General features: G+C 71.1%; 15 protein-coding genes. 7 read left to right on the top strand and 8 right to left on the bottom strand.

Going from position 1 to position 17,993, the window contains the following annotated elements; genetic code table 11:
• Nucleotides 1-90: 90 nt before the first annotated feature.
• Nucleotides 91-531, bottom strand: a complete 441-nt coding sequence (locus ADL29_RS37315) for a hypothetical protein (protein ID WP_053927919.1) — start codon at nucleotides 529-531, stop codon at nucleotides 91-93.
• Between the two features lie 177 nt (nucleotides 532-708).
• On the opposite strand from ADL29_RS37315, the gene ADL29_RS37310 reads away from it, so the two are divergent.
• Nucleotides 709-1,926: a sensor histidine kinase gene (locus ADL29_RS37310; RefSeq protein WP_053927918.1), complete on the top strand. Its 1,218-nt coding sequence runs from the start codon at nucleotides 709-711 to the stop codon at nucleotides 1,924-1,926.
• Nucleotides 1,927-1,934: 8 nt separating this feature from the next.
• Complete coding sequence (locus tag ADL29_RS37305; protein ID WP_053928071.1) at nucleotides 1,935-2,573, top strand: response regulator; 639 nt, start codon at nucleotides 1,935-1,937, stop codon at nucleotides 2,571-2,573.
• A gap of 57 nt (nucleotides 2,574-2,630) precedes the next feature.
• On the opposite strand, the gene ADL29_RS37300 is transcribed toward ADL29_RS37305, so the two are convergent.
• The 5 genes from ADL29_RS37300 to ADL29_RS37280 form a co-directional block, all read right to left on the bottom strand.
• Nucleotides 2,631-3,359 (bottom strand): hypothetical protein, encoded by a 729-nt coding sequence (locus ADL29_RS37300; protein WP_053927917.1) that lies wholly within the window; start codon nucleotides 3,357-3,359, stop codon nucleotides 2,631-2,633.
• A 128-nt stretch (nucleotides 3,360-3,487) separates the two neighbouring features.
• Nucleotides 3,488-4,105, bottom strand: coding sequence for a YwqG family protein (locus tag ADL29_RS37295; RefSeq protein ID WP_053927916.1), 618 nt, complete (start codon nucleotides 4,103-4,105; stop codon nucleotides 3,488-3,490).
• A 113-nt stretch (nucleotides 4,106-4,218) separates the two neighbouring features.
• Nucleotides 4,219-4,809: a TetR/AcrR family transcriptional regulator gene (locus tag ADL29_RS37290; RefSeq protein WP_053927915.1), complete on the bottom strand. Its 591-nt coding sequence runs from the start codon at nucleotides 4,807-4,809 to the stop codon at nucleotides 4,219-4,221.
• Nucleotides 4,810-4,975: 166 nt separating this feature from the next.
• A complete protein-coding gene (locus ADL29_RS37285) occupies nucleotides 4,976-5,980 on the bottom strand; it encodes an aldo/keto reductase (protein WP_053927914.1) in 1,005 nt (334 codons plus the stop codon).
• A 133-nt stretch (nucleotides 5,981-6,113) separates the two neighbouring features.
• A complete protein-coding gene (locus ADL29_RS37280) occupies nucleotides 6,114-7,568 on the bottom strand; it encodes an MFS transporter (protein WP_053927913.1) in 1,455 nt (484 codons plus the stop codon).
• Nucleotides 7,569-7,669: 101 nt separating this feature from the next.
• On the opposite strand from ADL29_RS37280, the gene ADL29_RS37275 reads away from it, so the two are divergent.
• Entirely contained in the window at nucleotides 7,670-8,584 is a 915-nt protein-coding gene (locus ADL29_RS37275) for a helix-turn-helix transcriptional regulator (protein ID WP_078971578.1), read from the top strand.
• A gap of 8 nt (nucleotides 8,585-8,592) precedes the next feature.
• Here ADL29_RS37275 and ADL29_RS37270 read toward each other — a convergent pair whose 3' ends face one another.
• A complete protein-coding gene (locus tag ADL29_RS37270; RefSeq protein WP_053927912.1) occupies nucleotides 8,593-10,044 on the bottom strand; it encodes an MFS transporter in 1,452 nt (483 codons plus the stop codon).
• Nucleotides 10,045-10,107: 63 nt separating this feature from the next.
• Between ADL29_RS37270 and dusB the strand changes: the two genes are divergently transcribed.
• The gene (dusB, locus tag ADL29_RS37265; protein ID WP_053927911.1) at nucleotides 10,108-11,244 is read left to right on the top strand and encodes a tRNA dihydrouridine synthase DusB; all 1,137 of its coding nucleotides are present in this window, start codon (nucleotides 10,108-10,110) and stop codon (nucleotides 11,242-11,244) included.
• A gap of 201 nt (nucleotides 11,245-11,445) precedes the next feature.
• Entirely contained in the window at nucleotides 11,446-12,060 is a 615-nt protein-coding gene (locus tag ADL29_RS37260; RefSeq protein ID WP_245689793.1) for a MarR family winged helix-turn-helix transcriptional regulator, read from the top strand.
• On the opposite strand, the gene ADL29_RS37255 is transcribed toward ADL29_RS37260, so the two are convergent.
• Nucleotides 12,057-12,989: a helix-turn-helix transcriptional regulator gene (locus tag ADL29_RS37255; protein WP_053927910.1), complete on the bottom strand. Its 933-nt coding sequence runs from the start codon at nucleotides 12,987-12,989 to the stop codon at nucleotides 12,057-12,059. The two genes, ADL29_RS37260 and ADL29_RS37255, sit on opposite strands and share 4 nt — an antisense overlap.
• Nucleotides 12,990-13,090: 101 nt before the next feature.
• On the opposite strand from ADL29_RS37255, the gene ADL29_RS37250 reads away from it, so the two are divergent.
• Both ADL29_RS37250 and ppdK read left to right on the top strand, forming a co-directional pair.
• Complete coding sequence (locus ADL29_RS37250) at nucleotides 13,091-14,593, top strand: MFS transporter (RefSeq protein WP_078971592.1); 1,503 nt, start codon at nucleotides 13,091-13,093, stop codon at nucleotides 14,591-14,593.
• 591 nt (nucleotides 14,594-15,184) lie between these two features.
• Complete coding sequence (ppdK, locus tag ADL29_RS37245; RefSeq protein ID WP_053928068.1) at nucleotides 15,185-17,881, top strand: pyruvate, phosphate dikinase; 2,697 nt, start codon at nucleotides 15,185-15,187, stop codon at nucleotides 17,879-17,881.
• The last annotated feature ends 112 nt before the right edge of the window (nucleotides 17,882-17,993 follow it).

The following is a 17,993-nucleotide window of genomic DNA, read 5'->3' as shown; positions in this document are numbered from 1 at the left end:
TCCCCAGGGTGAACGCCGGGGCCTTCTGCAATATCCCCGGTAACGCCCGCCACTGACAATCGGGTCCGAGGATCTCCCGCTCGTCCGGCGTCAGTTGGCGGCGAACGAAGCCTTCGCCGAGCGGGCCGCGAGCAGCGCGCACAGCCCCGCCAGCGGCAGCTCCGCGCCGACGGCCATGGCTGTCGCGGTGGCCAGTTCCGTACCGGGGGCGGCCGTTGCCATGTCGATGCAGGCGTCGGCCAGGAGGAGAACGGCCGCGGCGGCCGCGGGGGCGCGGTACCGGGCGTCCGCACGGAGCAGGCGGGTGCCGGCGGTCAGCAGGCAGACGGCCTCCAGGGCGTCCAGCGTCACCCAGGCCGCCGCCTCGGCGGGCGGGAGGGTGCCGGCCAGGTAGCCGAGCCAGGGGAGGAGGACCAGCCCGGCGCCGGTGAGGATCCGGCCCTGGCGGCGGCGGGCGGCGCCGGTCCGCACCGTCCGACGCAGCGCGTAACGTCCTTCTTGCGAAGGGGAGTTGAAGGCTACGAGGGCCATGGAAAGTGCCTCTTCCGTCGGTCACGAACCCGTCCTTCGGGCTCGTGATCAACACTCCCGGTTACGGCGGCCACCGTCAGTAACGCCGCTTTCCGACTTGGGGTGGCACTACCTACACCCCCGTTCCGGACCTTTCCTTCATGGCCACGTCATCCGGCCGCCCCATACCGTTGGATCATGACCGTTCCGCCCCAGCTGCGCCGCGCCCTCGTACGGCTGCGCCGCGACATCCTCTTCCTCGCTTCCGGAGTGCTGCCGCACCTCGCCGCGCCGCCGCTGTTCCTCTGGGCGCTGACCCAGGTGGTCGGCATCCTGGACGGGACGTCGGACGCCGCGCCGCTGGTCCTGCCGGTGCCGAGTGCGCTGCTGGCGATCGCCGGATACGGACTCACCGAGGTGCAGCGGTGGCGGTTCCGGGCGCTGTGCGGGGTGGACCTGCCCCGGCTGCGGTTCACCCAGGCCAAGCGGCAGTTCGGCTACAACTGCCTGGTCGGGCCGCTGCTCGGGGTACTCGAGGTCGCGCTGTTCACGCTGCTGGTGACCGGGGTGGCGGCCGCCACGAGCCTGCTGTGGATATGGACGGTGCCGCCGCCGGAGCGGCACGTCTACGTCATGTCGGCCGTCCTGGCCACCGTCCTGGGGCTGCTGGCGATCGCCGCCGTGCCGCCGCTGGCCGCCGGACTCGTACGGCTGGAGAACCTGGTCGGGCGGGCGGTCCTGGGCGTGAGCCGGGCCGAGGAGCTGGAGCGGCGGGTCGAGGACCTGACCGCGAGCCGGGCGGACGCCGTGGCCGCGGCCGATGCGGAACGCCGCCGTATCGAACGCGATCTCCACGACGGTGCACAGCAGCGGCTCGTCTCGCTGGCGCTGAACCTGGGGCTGGCCAAGGCCACGCTCACTGATCTGCCCCCGGAGGCGCGCGAGGTCATCGACGCGGCGCACCGCGAGGCCAAGGACGCGATCGACGAGCTGAGCACCCTTGTGCGCGGGCTGCACCCGGCGGTCCTGGACGAACTCGGGCTGGACGCCGCGCTGTCCGGACTGGCCGCCCGCGCCCCGGTGCCCGTACGCCTGCGCGTCGACATACCGGACGACTCCCCGCAGCGCACCTCGCCCGCCGTCGAGGCCGTCGCCTACTTCGTCGTCTCCGAGGCGCTGACCAATATCGCCAAGCACGCACGGGAGGCCACCCGGGCGGATGTGGCGGTCACCCGGCTCGGCGAGATACTTCGGGTGGTGATCGCCGACGACGGTGTGGGCGGGGCCGATCCGGCCAAGGGGACCGGCTTGAAGGGGCTTGCCCAGCGAGTGCGGTCGGTGGACGGAACATTCCGGATGAGCAGCCCTGTGGGGGGCCCGACCATGATGAGTGTGGAGCTGCCGTGCCCGATGTGAAGCGAGCCGTGATCGCCGAGGACTCCGTCCTGCTGCGGATCGGGCTGGTCAAGGTCCTGGAGATGGCCGGCTTCGAGGTGGCCGCCGAGGTGGGCGATGCGCAGGCGCTGCTGGCGGCGGTCGAGGAACACCGGCCGGGCATCGCGGTGGTCGATGTGCGGATGCCGCCCGGCTTCACCGACGAGGGCGTACGGGCCGCCCTCTCGATCCGCCAGAAATGGCCTGCCACCGCCGTACTGCTGCTCTCCCAGTACGTCGAGGAGCGCTACGCCGCCGACCTGCTGGCGACCAACACCAGCGGCGTGGGCTATCTCCTCAAACAACGGGTCGCGGACGTCGAGGAGTTCATCGAGGGGCTGCGGCGGGTGGCCGACGGCGGTACGGCCCTGGACCCGCAGGTCGTCGCCCAGCTGCTGGTACGCCGTTCCAGCGACCCCTTGGAACGTCTCACCGGCCGCGAACGCGAGGTCCTCGCCCTGATGGCGGAGGGCCGGTCGAATGCGGGTATCGCCGCCCAACTGGTGGTGAGCGAGAGCGCGGTGGCCAAGCACATCAACAGCATCCTGGCGAAGCTGGATCTGCCGAAGGCGGATGCGGATCACCGGCGGGTGCTGGCGGTGTTGCGGTTCATGGGGGTTGCGGGCTGACGGCTTGGGGGGCGGCTCGGGAGTGTGGGCCGGTCACCTCGTCCACGACGGGGTGTGTCACCTCGTCCACGACGGGGCGAACTCCACGTGGAGCGGCTCCCAGCCACGTCCGTCCGGTTCCGTCCAGTCGTACACACACCGGCAGATGTGATAGTTGCAGCCGCCGGGAAGGTAGAGCTTGGTCGCGGCCTCGGGTGGCCCGTCCCTGGTGACGGCGTATATCTCCTTCGCCCCTTCCCGGAACGCTGCCGTGCCGCCGGTCAGTATCAGCGTGTCGGCGACGACGTGGCGACGGGGCACCAGCGCATCCGCCTTCTTGGGGTCGTCCGGAACCACGTAGTCGCCGTCGAGGTCGGGCAGGTCCCGCTCCGGCACGCTCGCGGTGCGCAGCTCGCGGGGTGCGCGCGCCGCGTTGAGGCGCGTGCGCAGCTGCTTCCAGCGGGACGGCCGGAGCTGTACCTCCGGGTGGGCCAGGACGAGATCGAGGGGCTGTTCGTTGTCCCAGCCGATGCCGGGCGCGGTCGGAGTGGTACGCATCGGCAGGTAGACCAAGGACCGGGGGGAGCGCGCCGCGAGCAGCCAGAGGGCCCCGATGCGCCGCCCGTCCGCCCGGTCCACGTACATGTCGTATGTCCGGTACGTGTCGCCCTTTGCGTACAGCGCCCCGTTCTTCAGCGGCCTGGCCGGCCGGATCACCCGGTATTCCGTATCTCCCAGCCGCACCCGCTGCACGGCGATCTTCACCCGGAAGCTGTCCCGGGTGAGAGGTCCTTTTGATGCGGGCACGCGGCTCTCCCCTGCCTGCCGATCCGGTCCGGACCGGTCCGGACCGATCCCTGTCCGATCTCTGTCCGATCTCTTTCCAGGGTGATTGTTCCGGTCAACGGCGGTGACCGCACGGGGAATTGGACTCCTCAGGCACACTGCCAGAGAAAGCGGCCCTCCTTGCCGTCCGGCGACAGGAAGGCATAGCCGATGCCGGCATCGCCGAAGTTGAGGAAGAACGGCTCTCCGTCGGTCAGCTGGACCACCAGGCGCCAGCCCTCGCCCGGCTCTTCCTCGCCCTGCAGCCACCGCGGCTCGATGCCGGGCCCGCCGAGGAACTGCCACGGGACCCGATCGGCATCCGCATCCGCATCGGTCTCGGTGTCCGCAGTCGTGTCCGCGGCCGTATCCGCCTTCCCGGCGCGCGGCAGATGATCCGGCCCGGCCGTCGGCCCCTCGGCCTGCGCCCGTACGGAGACGAAGTCCGGTATGCGGCCGCCCGGCTGGATCACCACGGCGTTCTCACCGCCCTCGGGCTCCCAGGTGCCGTCGATCCAGTCGTCGTCGGGGTGTCCGGTCATGAACAGACAGGCCAGGCGGCCACCGTCGAGCGCGAACTGCCCCAGAAACCGCATGGGTTCGCCGGTCTCCCGTGACAGCGGCCACTGCGGTTCCTCCTGCCACACCGGCTGCCCGCCGATCTTTGTGACGGGTTCCCGCACGGGCCCGTCGGCGGGGGTGAAGGCGAGCGGGGCGGGCTGGGACATGGGCGCTCCTTGCGGTGGTAGGGGCGTACGGGATACACCGCCTCGCACGTTAGCCGCCCGCACTGACAATTCCCGGGGGCCGGACGCCGGCCCGGACTGCCGCCCGGGGGCGGTCACTCCGCCTGGGCCTGCAATCCCCGCAGGATCAGGTCCCGTACGGCCTCGAAGTCGGCGGTGATCTCTGGGCGGGACCACTCGGGGGCGTAGCAGGGGTCGTGGAAGCGGCCGGTGGCGGCGAAGACGGCGTGGGCGGTGGTGGCAGGGGAGGGGGTGTGGAAGGCGCCCTGCGAGACACCGGCTTCGATGATGGTGGTGAGCTGGGATTCGAGGTCGGTGATGTGGCGGTCGACGACGCCGCCGCTCTCGCCGATCAGCGTCATGTACGTGGCGAAGAGCTCGGGGTCGTCGCCGGCCTTGTGCCGCTTGGCCTCGAAGAGGGCGGCGAGCCAGCGGCGCAGACGGTCGTCGGCCGGGCCCTCGTCCGTGACGATGGCGGACAGCTCTTGGCTCGTACGGTCCAGCCAGCGCTCCGTGACCGCCTCCCGCAGCGCCGTCTTGGTGCGGAAGTGGCGGTAGACGCTGCCATGGCTCACGCCCAGGGCGCGCGCGACGTCCACGACCGTGGCCTTGGCCGGGCCGTAGCGGCGCAGCACCTCCTCGGTGGCTTCGAGGATGCGCTCGGGGGTCAGTGTCTCGGGGGCCATGGGACGGGCCGGCCTTTCGGAGGGGAGCGGGTGGGACGACGGACGGGAGACCCGGCGGGTGCGGACACCCGCCGGGCGGGCGCACCGGGTGGGTGAGCACGCCCGGGCGCTGCCCCGCCGGCTACTACGGACCGTACCCGGCGGGCCCGCCCGTCGCCCCGGCCGGTCATCGCTCGCTGTCCAGATGGGCCATCTGCTCGGCCGGATAGCGCTCACCGGCGGCGGCGCCGGCCGGGACCGCGCGCTCGATCGCGGCCAGGTCGTCGGCGTCCAGCGTGACGTCCAGCGCGCCGAGCGCCTCGGTCAGCCGCTCCCGGCGGCGGGCGCCGACCAGCGGGACGATGTCCTCGCCGCGGGAGAGCACCCAGGCGATCGCGGTCTGCGCGACCGAGACGCCCTTCTGCTCGGCGATCTTGCGGAGCGCGTCCACCAGATCGAGGTTGCGGGAGAGGTTCTCGCCCTGGAAGCGCGGGCTCATACCGCGGAAGTCGTTGGCGGCGAGCTTGCGGTCGCGGGTGAAGTGACCGCTGATCAGGCCGCGGGAGAGGACGCCGTACGCCGTGATGCCGATGCCCAGCTCGCGGGCGGTGGGCAGGATGTCGTCCTCGATGCCGCGGGAGATGAGGGAGTACTCGATCTGGAGGTCGGAGACCGGGGCGACGGCGGCGGCCCGGCGCAGGGTCTCGGCGCCGACCTCGGAGAGGCCGATATGGCGGACATGGCCGGCCTCGACCAGCTCGGCGATGGCGCCGATGGTCTCCTCGACCGGGACGTCCGGATCGATCCGGGCGATGCGGTAGATGTCGATGTGGTCGCGGCCCAGGCGCTGGAGGGAGTACGCGGCGAAGTTCTTCACCGCGTTCGGCCGGCCGTCGTAGCCGGTGAAGCCGCCCTCGACGGTGCGCAGGGCGCCGAACTTGACGCTGGTCAAAGCCTTTTCACGGGAAGCGGCGGGGGCCGTGCGCAGGGCTTCGTTGATGAGGAGTTCGTTGTGGCCCATGCCGTAGAAGTCGCCGGTGTCGAGCAGGGTGATGCCCGCTTCGAGGGCGGCGTGGATCGTGGCGAGGGATTCGGCGCGGTCGGCGTCGCCGTAGAGGGCGGACATGCCCATGCAGCCGAGGCCGAGGGCGGAGGTCTGCGGGCCGGTGGTGCCAAGAGTGCGGGTCTGCACGGCGGGCTCCTGAGGTGGGGAGGGGACAGCTGCGGGACGGTCGGGCCGTCGCCGTGACTCAACTGTCGCATGACGACTGACAGATTTCAACATCTGTCAGTCGTCATGTATGCATCGTGCGTGAAATCGCTGGTCAGCGCACCGTCCGGGGCAGGCGAAGGGCGAGCAGCGTCGTCCCCAGCACGATCACCAGCTGCGTCACCAGTGCCGCGATGAGCGCGTCACGGATGCCGACGGAGGGGAGCAGGGCGAGGAAGAGGGTGCCCAGCGTGGCCACGCCGAGGGCCAGGCCGGACTGCTGGGTGGTGACCATGACGCCGCCGCCCACCCCCGCCTGGGCCGCCGGCAGCTCGCTCAGGACGACACGCATCACGGTCGGCAGCAACAGGCCCTGGCCCACACCCAGGACCGCCATGCCGGGCGCGAGGCCGGCCACCGAGACATCGGGCCAGCCGGTGTACACGGTCAGCGCCAGGGAGAGCAGTCCGGCGCCCTGGATCAGCGAGCCGGCCAGCACCACCCGCCGCCCGAAGCGCTGCACCAGCCGCGGGCCCGCCAGCGAGGCGATGAAGTAGGTGGTGCACAGGGGCGCAAGGGACAGCCCGGCCGCGAACGGGCCGTAGTGCAGGCCGCTTTGGAGCGCCACGGCCACCACGAACATGAAGCCGCCGAAGCCGATCGAGAACGGGACGATCATGGAGAGCCCGCTGCGGACGGAGGGGATGCGCAGCAGGGACGGCGGCACGAGCGGTGTGCGGCCGGCGCGTTCGGCCCGGCGCTCGACGAGGACGAACGCGGTGGCGGCGAAGGGGAAGGCCGCCAGGAGGAGCCACGACCACAGGGGCCAGCCCGCCGCCCGGCCCTCGGTCAGCGGCAGCAGCAGGGTGATCAGGGTGACGGCGAGCAGCGCGGTCCCGGGACTGTCCACCCGGCTCGGGTACGGGGAGCGGGTCTCGGGCACGGTCCGGACCGCCAGCAGCCAGGCCGCGACGGCGATCGGGACGTTCACCAGGAAGACCGCGCGCCATCCGGTGCCCGCCAGGTCGGCGGAGACCAGCAGGCCGCCGAGCACCTGGCCGAGGGCGCTGGAGACGCCGCCCGTGCCGCCGTACAGGCTCACGGCCTTGGCGCGCTGCTTGCCGGTGGTCGTCGCCTGGATGGTGGCCAGCACCTGGGGTAGCAGCAGTGCGGACGCGGCGCCCTGGGCCACCCGGGCGGCCACCAGGCTCCAGGCGTCGGGTGCCAGACCGCAGGCGAGCGAGGTCAGCCCGAAGGAGGCCAGGCCCCACAGGAACAGCCGGCGGCGCCCGATCATGTCGCCGAGCCGGCCGCCGAGGACGAGCAGCATGGCGTAGGCGACGCCGTAGCCCGCCACCACCATCTCCAGCATCGCGGGTCCCGCGTGCAGATCGTGATCGATGGTCGGCAGCGCCACATTGACGATGAAGAAGTCGATCATCGGGAGGGCCGCGCCGAGGAGGACGGTCAGCAGGCCGGTCGGCGTCAGCAGCGGGGCGGGCGCCGGCCGGTTCCGGTCGGGAGCGGGCGGCGCCTCGGGGAGGGGGGTCTGAACTCGGGTATCGCTCACGGCATCGACGATCGCCGTTCGCTCAGACGGGTACCAGAGTGTCCTTATCCTGGTATCAGTGCTACCTGGCAACTGGCTGGTGCCTGCGGCACGCTGGACGCATGACCGTCGACGCGACCCTGACGCAGGCTGCCACACACCCCGGTGCCGACGCCCCGCCGTACGCCACCGCCCCGCGCGACGACGCCGCCCGCCGCGCCGAGTTGGCCGCCTTCCTCCGCAGCCGGCGGGAGCGGATCACACCCGAACAGGTCGGCCTGCCGCGGGGTGCCCGCCGGCGTACTCCCGGGCTGCGCCGTGAGGAGGTCGCGCACCTCGGCGCGGTCGGCGTCACCTGGTACACCTGGCTCGAGCAGGCCCGCGACATCCACGTATCGCCGCAGGTCCTGGACGCGGTGGCCCGCGCGCTGCTGCTGGACCGCGCCGAACGCAGCCATCTCTTCGCGCTGGCCGGGGCGATCGACCCGCTGCGCGGCACCGAGTGCACGGGGGTGCCGAAGGCGCTGCGGCAGGTGCTGGACCAGCTCTCGCCGTTCCCGGCGGTCGTCCAGAACAGCCGGTTCGACATCCTCGCCTACAACCGCACCTACGGGCGGCTGATGTGTGACTTCGACGAGCTGCCCGAGGAGGACCGCAACTGCATGTGGCTGGCGTTCACCAACGCCGAGTGGCGGGCGAGGACGGTCGATCTGGAGGCGTCGAAACGGATCATGGCCGCCAAGTTCCGGGCGGCGATGGCCGAACACGTCGCCGAGCCGGCCTGGAAGGCACTGCTCGCGCGGCTGATGGACGCGTCCCCGGAATTCCGTGAGATCTGGGCGCAGCACGAGGTCGTCCGCCCGGCGCGCTCCGTCAAGGTCTTCCGGCACCCCCAGGTGGGGATCCTCCAGCTCTCCGCCAGCAGCCTGTGGACGGGCCCCAACCCCGGCCCCAAGGTACTGACGTACGCCCCCGTCGACGACACGACCCACGAGCGGCTCGCCCAGCTGGAGAAGCTGACCCTCGCCGGGGTGTGACGACACCCCTACGCCTTCGCCGGGGCGTGCCCGCCCCGCGGCTCCTCCTCGAACAGCTCCGCCGTCTGCCGCGCCGTGGCCTGCGCCCACCGCCCCGTCGTCAGCGCGCCCAGCAGCAGGATCGCCGCAGCGCACCCGGCGATGATCCACCAGGCCGGACGCCCGGCCGCGAGGAACTCCGCCCCGGTGGCACCGGCCCCCGCCCCGCCCGCCAGCACGGCGCCGATCACCGCGACGCCCAGCGACTGCCCCACCTGGCGGCTGGTCGAGGCGACCGCCGCCGCCACCCCCGCCTGGGTACGCGGCATCCCGGAGAGCGCGGTATTGGTGATCGGCGCATTGACCAGGCCGAAGCCGATACCGAACAGCACATAGCCGGTGAACAGCAGAGCCGTCGTCGCCTGCCCGTCGAACGCCGCGAAGAGCACCCCGCTCGCGCCCATGAACACGCCCGCGAGCAGCAACGGCAGCCGGGGCCCGCGGCTGCCGACCAGCCGCCCGGACAGCGGTGCGCACAACCCCGTCATCCCGGCCATCGGGATCATCCAGAGCCCGGCATCCAGGGCGGACAGCCCGCGCACGTTCTGCAGATACAGGGTGTTGACGAAGAGGAAGCCGGCGAGCGAGGCAAATGCACAGACCGCGATGATGTTGGCCCCGCTGAACGGGACGCTGTGGAAGAACCGGGGGTCGATGAGGGGTTCGCGGCGCCGGCGCTCATAGCCGGCCAGTGCCGCCGGCGAGACCAGCGCCACCAGGACGCACACCAGGATCTCCGCCGACGCCCAGCCCGCCTCCGGGGCCTCGATGATCGCGTACGTCAGCGAACCGAGCAGCGCGATCACCAGCAGCTGGCCCACGGGGTCGACGCGGCGCGGCCTGGGGGCCCGGGACTCGGGTACGTACCGCAGCGTCAGGAAGACCGCGAGCGCGCCGATCGGGACGTTCACCCAGAAGATGGAGCGCCAGCCGACGTTCTGCACCAGCAGCCCGCCGATCACCGGACCGGCCGCCATGCTGATGCCGACCACGCCGCCCCACACCCCGATGGCGCGCGCCCGCTCCCGCGGCTCGGTGAACGTATTGGTGATGATCGACATCGCGACGGGGTTGAGCATCGAACCGCCCACCGCCTGCACCATCCGGAACACCACCAGCCACTCCAGGCCGGGCGCCAGACTGCACAGCAGCGAGCCCGCGGAGAACACCGCCAGCCCGGCCAGGAAGATCCGCCGCCGCCCGAGCCGGTCCGCGGTCGACCCGGCCAGCATCAGCAGCGACGCCAGGACCAGCGTGTAGGCGTCGATCGTCCACTGCATCCCGGAGACCGAGGCGCCCAGCTCGTGCTGCATCGACGGCAGGGCGACGTTGAGGACGGTGTTGTCGAGGCTGACGATCAGCAGGCTCATACAGCAGATCGCCAGCACCACGAGACGTCGGCGGTGGCTGAGCTCGGGCATAGGGGAACGCTATAACGAACCGTGACATATGCCATGGCAGAGCCACCCGCGCCGTGCGGGACAATGGGCTCCATGACTTCGCTGCAGATCGGCCCGCATACGGTGCAGCCCCCCGTGGTGCTCGCGCCCATGGCAGGCATCACCAATGCCCCGTTCCGGACCCTGTGCAGGGAGTTCTCCGGGGGCAAGGGACTGTTCGTCAGCGAGATGATCACGACCCGGGCGCTGGTCGAGCGCAATGAGAAGACCATGCAGCTGATCCACTTCGACGCGAGCGAGAAGCCGCGCTCGATCCAGCTGTACGGCGTCGACCCGGCCACCGTAGGCAAGGCCGTCCGCATGATCGCGGAGGAGGACCTGGCCGACCACATCGACCTCAACTTCGGCTGCCCGGTCCCCAAGGTCACCCGCAAGGGCGGCGGCTCCGCCCTCCCGTACAAGCGCAATCTGCTGCGCGCCATCCTGCGCGAGGCGGTCACCGGCGCCGGGGACCTCCCCGTCACCATGAAGATGCGCAAGGGCATCGACGACGACCACATCACCTTCCTCGACGCCGGCCGGATCGCCGTCGAGGAGGGCGTCACCGCAATAGCCCTGCACGGCCGCACCGCCGCCCAGCACTACGGCGGCACCGCCGACTGGGACGCCATCGCCCGGCTCAAGGAGCACGTCCCCGAGATCCCGGTGCTCGGCAACGGCGACATCTGGTCGGCGGACGACGCCGTACGGATGATGCGCGAGACCGGCTGCGACGGCGTGGTCGTCGGTCGCGGCTGCCTGGGCCGCCCCTGGCTCTTCGGTGATCTCGTGGCCGCCTTCGAGGGCACCGGCGCACCCCAGGCCCCCGGCCTGCGCGAGGTCGCCGCCGTGATGCTGCGGCACGCCGCGCTGCTGGGCGAGTGGATCGGCGACGAGTCCCGCGGCGTCATCGACTTCCGCAAGCATGTCGCCTGGTACCTGAAGGGTTTCGCGGTCGGCTCCGAGATGCGCAAGCGGCTGGCCATGACGGGCTCGCTGGCGGAGCTCGAGGACGGCCTCGGCGAGCTGGACCTCGACCAGCCCTGGCCGCAGGGCGCCGACGGCCCCCGCGGCCGTACCTCCGGCAACAACCGGGTGGTGCTGCCGGACGGCTGGCTGAAGGACCCCTACGACTGCGCGGGCGTCAGCGAGGACGCGGAGCTGGACACGTCCGGCGGATGACATCCGGCAGCGGCACCGACGTCGGCATCGAGGCCGGCATTCCGGCGCATGGCATCCGGCGGGTGACGTCGGCCGGGTGAGATCGGCCGGGTCAGATCGGGCGTCCCGGGCGGGGGATCCGGCCCGACGGGCCCCGGGCGCGGTATCGATTGAGCCCGTACGGGTCCCGGCAGGGGACCGGGCACGATCGAGGGAGATGCCGTGGTGACCGGTCACACCCCCATCGGGGACAGGCAAAAGGGGGTCGCCGGGGACACGGAGAAGGCCGTCCAGGCCAAGCTCGGCGACACACCCGTGCGGCACGAGCCGAGGGCCGCGGTGGCCGCCATCTACCGCGCCGCGGCCGCCGTGCGCCAGCACTTCGAGAACTCGGTACTGCGCACGGTCGAACTGAGCTGGACCTCCTTCGTCGTGCTGTGGGTGGTGTGGATCTGGGGCGAGATGGAGACCCGCCGGGTGGCCGAGGAGGCCGGGATCTCCAAGGGCACGCTCACCGGCGTCGCCCGTACGCTCCAGGGCCGCGGCCTGATGGAGCGCAGCCCCCACCCGTCGGACGGCCGGCTCGCGCTGCTCGCCCTCACCCCCGAGGGGGAGAAGCTGATGGCGCAGGTCTTCCCGCAGTTCAACGCCGAGGAATCCTTTGTCACCGGCCCGCTGAGCGACGACGAGATCCTGCACCTGGCGGATCTGCTGCGCCGCATCGTCGTCCAGGTCGAGACACACGGCGAGAGCCGCCGGCTGGAGCTGCTCAACGGCCAGGACCCGCGGCCACGGCGCAGCGGCCGGCGCCCGAAGGCGCCGGAACAGAGCGGCTAGGGAGTGCCGGTCCGCCGGGCCGCCGCGGCCTCGGCCACCATCCCCGCTGCCCCGATCTCCCGGTAACGGCACAGGAGTTCCTCGATCGCCCCGGCCGCGTCCGCGTCCGCCGGTGTGTAGATCCACATCTTGGTACCGGGCGCGGCGGTCGTCGTGAAACCGGTTGCGGTGATGGTCACCTCGTTTCCGTAGACCGTCCGGAACTTCTTGCGGTGGGTGGCCGGCGCCGACACCTCGTGCCGGGCCCACAATTCCGCGAACAGCCGGCTGGCAGCGGAGAGTTTCCGTATGTACGCCCGCCAGTGCGGATCGCCGATCCGCCGCCCGAATTCGCCGCGCAAATACCCGACCATGAAAGAGGCCTCGCGTTCCCAGTCGACCAGCGGCTGGGATTCCTCGTCCGCGGTGAAAATCCGCCACAGCACATTGCGGTCGGCCGGCGGCAGGACCACCATACGGGGATCGAGCGCGGCGTAGGCGTCATTGAAAGCGAGCACGTCGTAACGGGGTCCCACCAGGCCCGCCGGCAACGGGCTCAGCGAATCCAGAATGGTCTGCGCCTCGGGCGGCAGCGCCACCGCCGGCGGCTGCGGCGCGGCCGGCGGCAGGGCGGCGCCGGGGACGTCCGCGAGCCGGTGCAGATGGTCGCGTTCCGCCGGGTCGAGCAGCAGGGCGCGGGCGATGGCATCGAGCACCTGGACGCTGGGATTGATGGCCCGCCCCTGCTCGAGCCAGGTGTACCAGGCCACCCCGACCCCGGCCCGCTCGGCGACCTCCTCGCGCCGCAGCCCCGGGGTGCGCCGCCGCGGCCCGGCGGGCAGCCCCACGTCCTGCGGGGCGATGCGCTCGCGGCGCAGCCGCAGAAACGCGGCGAGTTCGGCGCGGCGGGAGGATGCGGTGGGGGCGGTGGTCGGCGTGGTGATCGGCACCGGACCATCCTGCGGGATGCGGTGCTGCGGTGCCAGATACTGCCGGTACCAGGATCACCGGATACTGGTACCGGAATGGGACGGCCGTGATGATCGCCGTCATGAGCGAGACGAATTACGCCGGAACTCCGGTAATCCGGCGGCGCATCCCGAACCGGCGCAGGGCCACCGACACCGGCCCGAACCGAAGCAGTAACCGAACCGGCAACGGAAACGGCGACCGAAAGTCCAGCCAGAACAGCAACGGCATCCTCCTCGTCGTCCTTGGTGCCGTATTCATGGCCCTGCTGGATTCCACAATCGTCAATGTCGCCACCCCCGCCATGCGCACCGGCCTCCACACCACCGGCTCCGCCCTCCAGCTGATTGTCTCCGGCTATACGATTTCCTATGCGGCGCTGCTGATCACGGGGGCCCGGCTCGGTGCGCGTCACGGATACCGGGAAATATTTCTGACCGGCCTCACCGTCTTCACCCTGGCATCGTTCGCCTGCGGCCTGGCGCCGGGGGCCGGAGTGCTGATCGGCGCCCGTGCGGTCCAGGGCGTCGGCGCGGGGCTGATGATCCCTCAGGTCTACAGCCTGCTGCAGCTGACCTTCCAGGGGGCGGCCCGGGCACGGGCGTTGAGCCTGTACGCGGCGGTGGTCGCGCTCGCCGTGGTGGTCGGCCAGGTTGCGGGCGGCCTGCTGGTCAGCGCGGACCTCTTCGGTACCGGCTGGCGCCCGGTCTTCCTGATGAATGTGCCGGTCGGCCTCGCCCTGCTGGCCGGCGCGGCGCGCCTGCTGCCGCGCGACGCGGTCCGCTCGCCCAGGGGCCTGGACCTGCCCGGCGTGGTCACGCTGACGGCGGCGCTGCTCCTCCTGGTCGTACCGCTGGTCCTCGGCCATGAGCAGCACTGGCCGCTGTGGACCACACTCTGCCTGGCCGCCGTGGCCCCGGCGTTCGGGGTGTTCGTGCTGGTCGAGCGGGCGGTCGCGCGCCGGGGCGGGGCGCCGCTGGTGCCCGGCCGGGTGCTGCGGTCACGGGAGCTGGTGTGCGGCGCGGCGTCGCTCTTCTTCGGCATGGCCGGGTACGCGGGCTTCCTCTTCTCCTTCTCCCAGCATCTGCAGTCGGGGCTCGGCGAGTCCGCGACCCGCGCCGGTCTGACCTTCGCCCCGCTGGCCGTCGGGGTCGCCGTCGGCAGCCTCACCTGGCAGCGGCTGCCGGCCCGCCGGCACCGGGCGATGATCGCCGCGGCCTGGATGCTCGGTGCGGCCGGCTACCTCGGCATCGGCCTCCTCATGCGCACCGGCACTCCGGGCGGCCTTGCACTCCCGGCCCTGCTCCTCGTCGTCGGCCTCGGGATGGGCTACACCACCAGCCCGCTGCTGACCCTCGCGCTGTCGAAGATCGCTCCCGCCGATGCCTCCGACGCCAGCGGGGTGCTGACGACCGTGCCGCAGATCGCCCAGGTGGTCGGCGTCGCGGTCTACGGCAGCGTGTTCCTGGCCGCGGCCGACCAGGGTTCATCGGGCCAGGCGGTCTGCGCGACCGTGCTGCCCGTCGCGGCGGGGGCGCTGGCCAGTGCGCTGGCGGTGGTGCCGCTGCTGCGGGAGCGGGACTGACGGCCCGCTTCGTATACGAACCCGGCCGCCGGAGCGGGGTTCCGGCGGCCGGAACTATGGCCGGATCCCGATGCCTGGCGCCCGTGATGCGGAAGGACCGGCCCCAGCAGGGGGGCATCGAGGTCCCATCGAGGGGGAATCGACGTGGACGCATTCCTTGATCATTTACCTGGAGAGGGTCCAAATGATGGAACCGCGTCACACATGAGCGCGTGATTCTCGCCACCCCTGATAGGGGGTCCGCTCACATGAGCGTTCTGCGCCCGACTCCATCTCTCCAATGATGGCACTGGGTGCCAGGCGTCATGCGTTCGACTGATCAAGTGAATAGTTGCAGTGAGTAAGAAAATCCGCCGATCCGACTGCGTAGTGGAATCATGCATTCAGGTAGTGAAGTTAAGTCAAAACGCTAGATGACTTTCGATCCGCTGGCTGACACCCGGTTACGCACGTATGTCGACCAAGTGGACGTACCCATACGCCTTCGATCTGGGTATGTTCCTCGCCGTCAGGGCAGCCCGTCGGCGAGGAGTCAGTCTCGTGCCGGAAACACAAGATCCCCACGTAAACCAGTCCGCGTCCGAGTCCGCGGTGGCGAAGTTCGTCTATGACTTCACCGAGGGCAACAGGGACCTCAAGGACCTCCTCGGTGGCAAGGGCGCCAACCTCGCGGAGATGACCAACCTGGGGCTTCCCGTCCCTCCCGGCTTCACCATCACCACCGAGGCCTGCAAGGTCTACCTCGAGAGCGGTACCGAGCCGGCGGCACTGCGTGCCGAGGTCTCCGAGCACCTCGAGGCGCTCGAGCGGCAGATGGGGAAGAAGCTCGGCCAGGCCGACGACCCGCTGCTCGTATCGGTGCGTTCCGGTGCGAAGTTCTCGATGCCCGGCATGATGGACACGGTCCTCAACATCGGCCTCTCCGATGCATCGGTTTCCGGCCTCGCCGCGCAGGCCGGTGACGAGCGCTTCGCATGGGACTCGTACCGCCGTCTCATCCAGATGTTCGGCAAGACCGTCCTGGGTGTCGACGGCGAGCTCTTCGAGGAGGCCCTCGAGGAGGCCAAGCGCGCCAAGGGCGTCGTCGTCGACGTCGACCTGGACGCGGCCGACCTGCAGAACCTCGTCGCGCACTTCAAGGACATCGTCGCCAAGGAGACCGGCCGCGACTTCCCGCAGGACCCGCGCGAGCAGATGGACCTCGCCGTGCGCGCGGTCTTCGACTCCTGGAACACCGACCGCGCCAAGCTGTACCGCCGACAGGAGCGCATCCCGGGCGACCTCGGCACGGCCGTCAACGTCTGCTCCATGGTCTTCGGCAACCTCGGCCCCGACTCGGGCACCGGCGTCGCCTTCACCCGCGACCCCGCCAGCGGCCACCAGGGCGTCTACGGCGACTACCTGCAGAACGCGCAGGGCGAGGACGTCGTCGCCGGTATCCGCAACACCGTGCCGCTCGCCGATCTCGAGGGCATCGACAAGGCGTCGTACGACCAGCTGATGCAGATCATGGAAACCCTCGAGACGCACTACAAGGACCTGTGCGACATCGAGTTCACCATCGAGCGCGGCAAGCTGTGGATGCTGCAGACCCGGGTCGGCAAGCGGACGGCGGGTGCGGCCTTCCGTATCGCCACGCAGCTGGTCGACCAGGGGCTCATCGACGAGGCCGAGGCCCTCCAGCGGGTCACCGGCGGGCAGCTGGCGCAGCTGATGTTCCCCCGCTTCGACCTGGACGCGAAGTCCCAGACGATCGGCCGCGGCATCGCCGCCTCCCCGGGTGCGGCGGTCGGCAAGGCCGTCTTCGACTCGTACACCGCCGTCAAGTGGTCCCGTTCCGGCGAGAAGGTCATCCTGATCCGCCGCGAGACCAACCCCGACGACCTCAACGGCATGATCGCCGCCGAGGGCATCCTCACCTCCCGCGGCGGCAAGACCTCGCACGCCGCCGTCGTCGCCCGCGGCATGGGCAAGACCTGTGTCTGCGGCGCCGAGGAGCTGGAGGTCGACACCAAGTCCCGCCGGATGACGACCAGCGACGGCACCGTCGTCGAGGAGGGCGACGTCGTCTCCATCGACGGCTCCACCGGCAAGGTCTACGCCGGTGAGGTACCGGTCGTGCCGTCCCCCGTCGTCGAGTACTTCGAGGGCAAGGTCGACGCGGCCGCGGCAGACACCGACGACCTGGTCAAGTCCGTGCACCGGCTGATGTCGTACGCGGACTCCCAGCGCCGCCTGGCCGTCCGCACCAACGCCGACAACGCCGAGGACGCCGCCCGCGCCCGCCGGTTCGGCGCCCAGGGCATCGGCCTGTGCCGCACCGAGCACATGTTCCTCGGGGAGCGGCGCGAGCTGGTCGAGCGCCTCATCCTGGCCGACACCGACGCCGACCGGGACGCCGCGCTCGCCGAGCTGCTGCCGCTCCAGAAGGCGGACTTCATCGAGCTGTTCGAGGCGATGGACGGGCTGCCGGTGACCGTACGGCTGCTGGACCCGCCGCTGCACGAGTTCCTGCCCGACATCACCGAGCTGTCGGTGCGGGTCGCGCTCGCCGAGGCCCGCAAGGACGCCAACGAGAACGACCTGCGCCTGCTCCAGGCCGTCCACAAGCTGCACGAGCAGAACCCGATGCTGGGTCTGCGCGGCGTACGCCTCGGACTGGTCATCCCCGGTCTGTTCGCCATGCAGGTACGGGCGATCGCAGAGGCCTCGGCCGAGCGCCGGAAGGCGGGCGGCGACCCGCGCGCCGAGATCATGATCCCGCTCGTCGGTACGGTCCAGGAGCTGGAGATCGTCCGCGAGGAGGCCGAGCAGGTCATCGCCCGGGTCGAGGAGACCAGCGGCGTCAGCCTCTCGCTCACCCTCGGCACGATGATCGAGCTGCCCCGTGCCGCCCTGACGGCCGGTCAGATCGCGGAGTCCGCGGACTTCTTCTCCTTCGGTACGAACGACCTCACGCAGACGGTCTGGGGCTTCTCCCGCGACGACGTCGAGGCCAGCTTCTTCACCGCGTACCTCGAGAAGGGCATCTTCGGCGTCAGCCCCTTCGAGACCATCGACAAGGACGGCGTGGGCTCGCTGGTCCGCAACGCCGCCGCGGCCGGCCGGGCCACCCGCCCGGACCTCAAGCTCGGCGTCTGCGGTGAGCACGGCGGCGACCCGGAATCGGTCCACTTCTTCCACGAGGTCGGGCTGGACTACGTCTCCTGCTCCCCGTTCCGCATCCCGGTCGCACGGCTGGAGGCGGGCCGCGCGGCAGCCGAGTCCCAGGGCAGCGACAGCCGCTGACGCGGACGGGGGCCGCACGCCGGCCCCCTGACAAACCACCGGAGCCGGCGTACGCCCGGTACCCGACCCTCAACCTGCCTGGCTGTCGGCTCCGGCGCCCCAACGAGGGCGG

The sequence above is a fragment of the Streptomyces chattanoogensis genome (assembly GCF_001294335.1).
In the GTDB taxonomy this organism is placed as follows: Bacteria; Actinomycetota; Actinomycetes; order Streptomycetales; family Streptomycetaceae; genus Streptomyces; species Streptomyces chattanoogensis.
Note: the sequence above shows the minus strand (reverse complement) of the source record. Positions and strands in the feature narration are given on the sequence as shown.

Bases quoted from the DNA above. Each gene is read 5' to 3' on its own strand.
- ADL29_RS37250 (WP_078971592.1), top strand. From the start codon at position 13,091: ATGAGCGAGACGAATTACGCCGGAACTCCGGTAATCCGGCGGCGCATC.
- ADL29_RS37270 (WP_053927912.1), bottom strand. From the start codon at position 10,044: ATGCCCGAGCTCAGCCACCGCCGACGTCTCGTGGTGCTGGCGATCTGC.
- ADL29_RS37295 (WP_053927916.1), bottom strand. From the start codon at position 4,105: ATGTCCCAGCCCGCCCCGCTCGCCTTCACCCCCGCCGACGGGCCCGTG.
- ADL29_RS37290 (WP_053927915.1), bottom strand. From the start codon at position 4,809: ATGGCCCCCGAGACACTGACCCCCGAGCGCATCCTCGAAGCCACCGAG.
- ADL29_RS37275 (WP_078971578.1), top strand. From the start codon at position 7,670: ATGACCGTCGACGCGACCCTGACGCAGGCTGCCACACACCCCGGTGCC.
- ADL29_RS37315 (WP_053927919.1), bottom strand. From the start codon at position 531: ATGGCCCTCGTAGCCTTCAACTCCCCTTCGCAAGAAGGACGTTACGCG.
- ADL29_RS37310 (WP_053927918.1), top strand. From the start codon at position 709: ATGACCGTTCCGCCCCAGCTGCGCCGCGCCCTCGTACGGCTGCGCCGC.
- dusB (WP_053927911.1), top strand. From the start codon at position 10,108: ATGGGCTCCATGACTTCGCTGCAGATCGGCCCGCATACGGTGCAGCCC.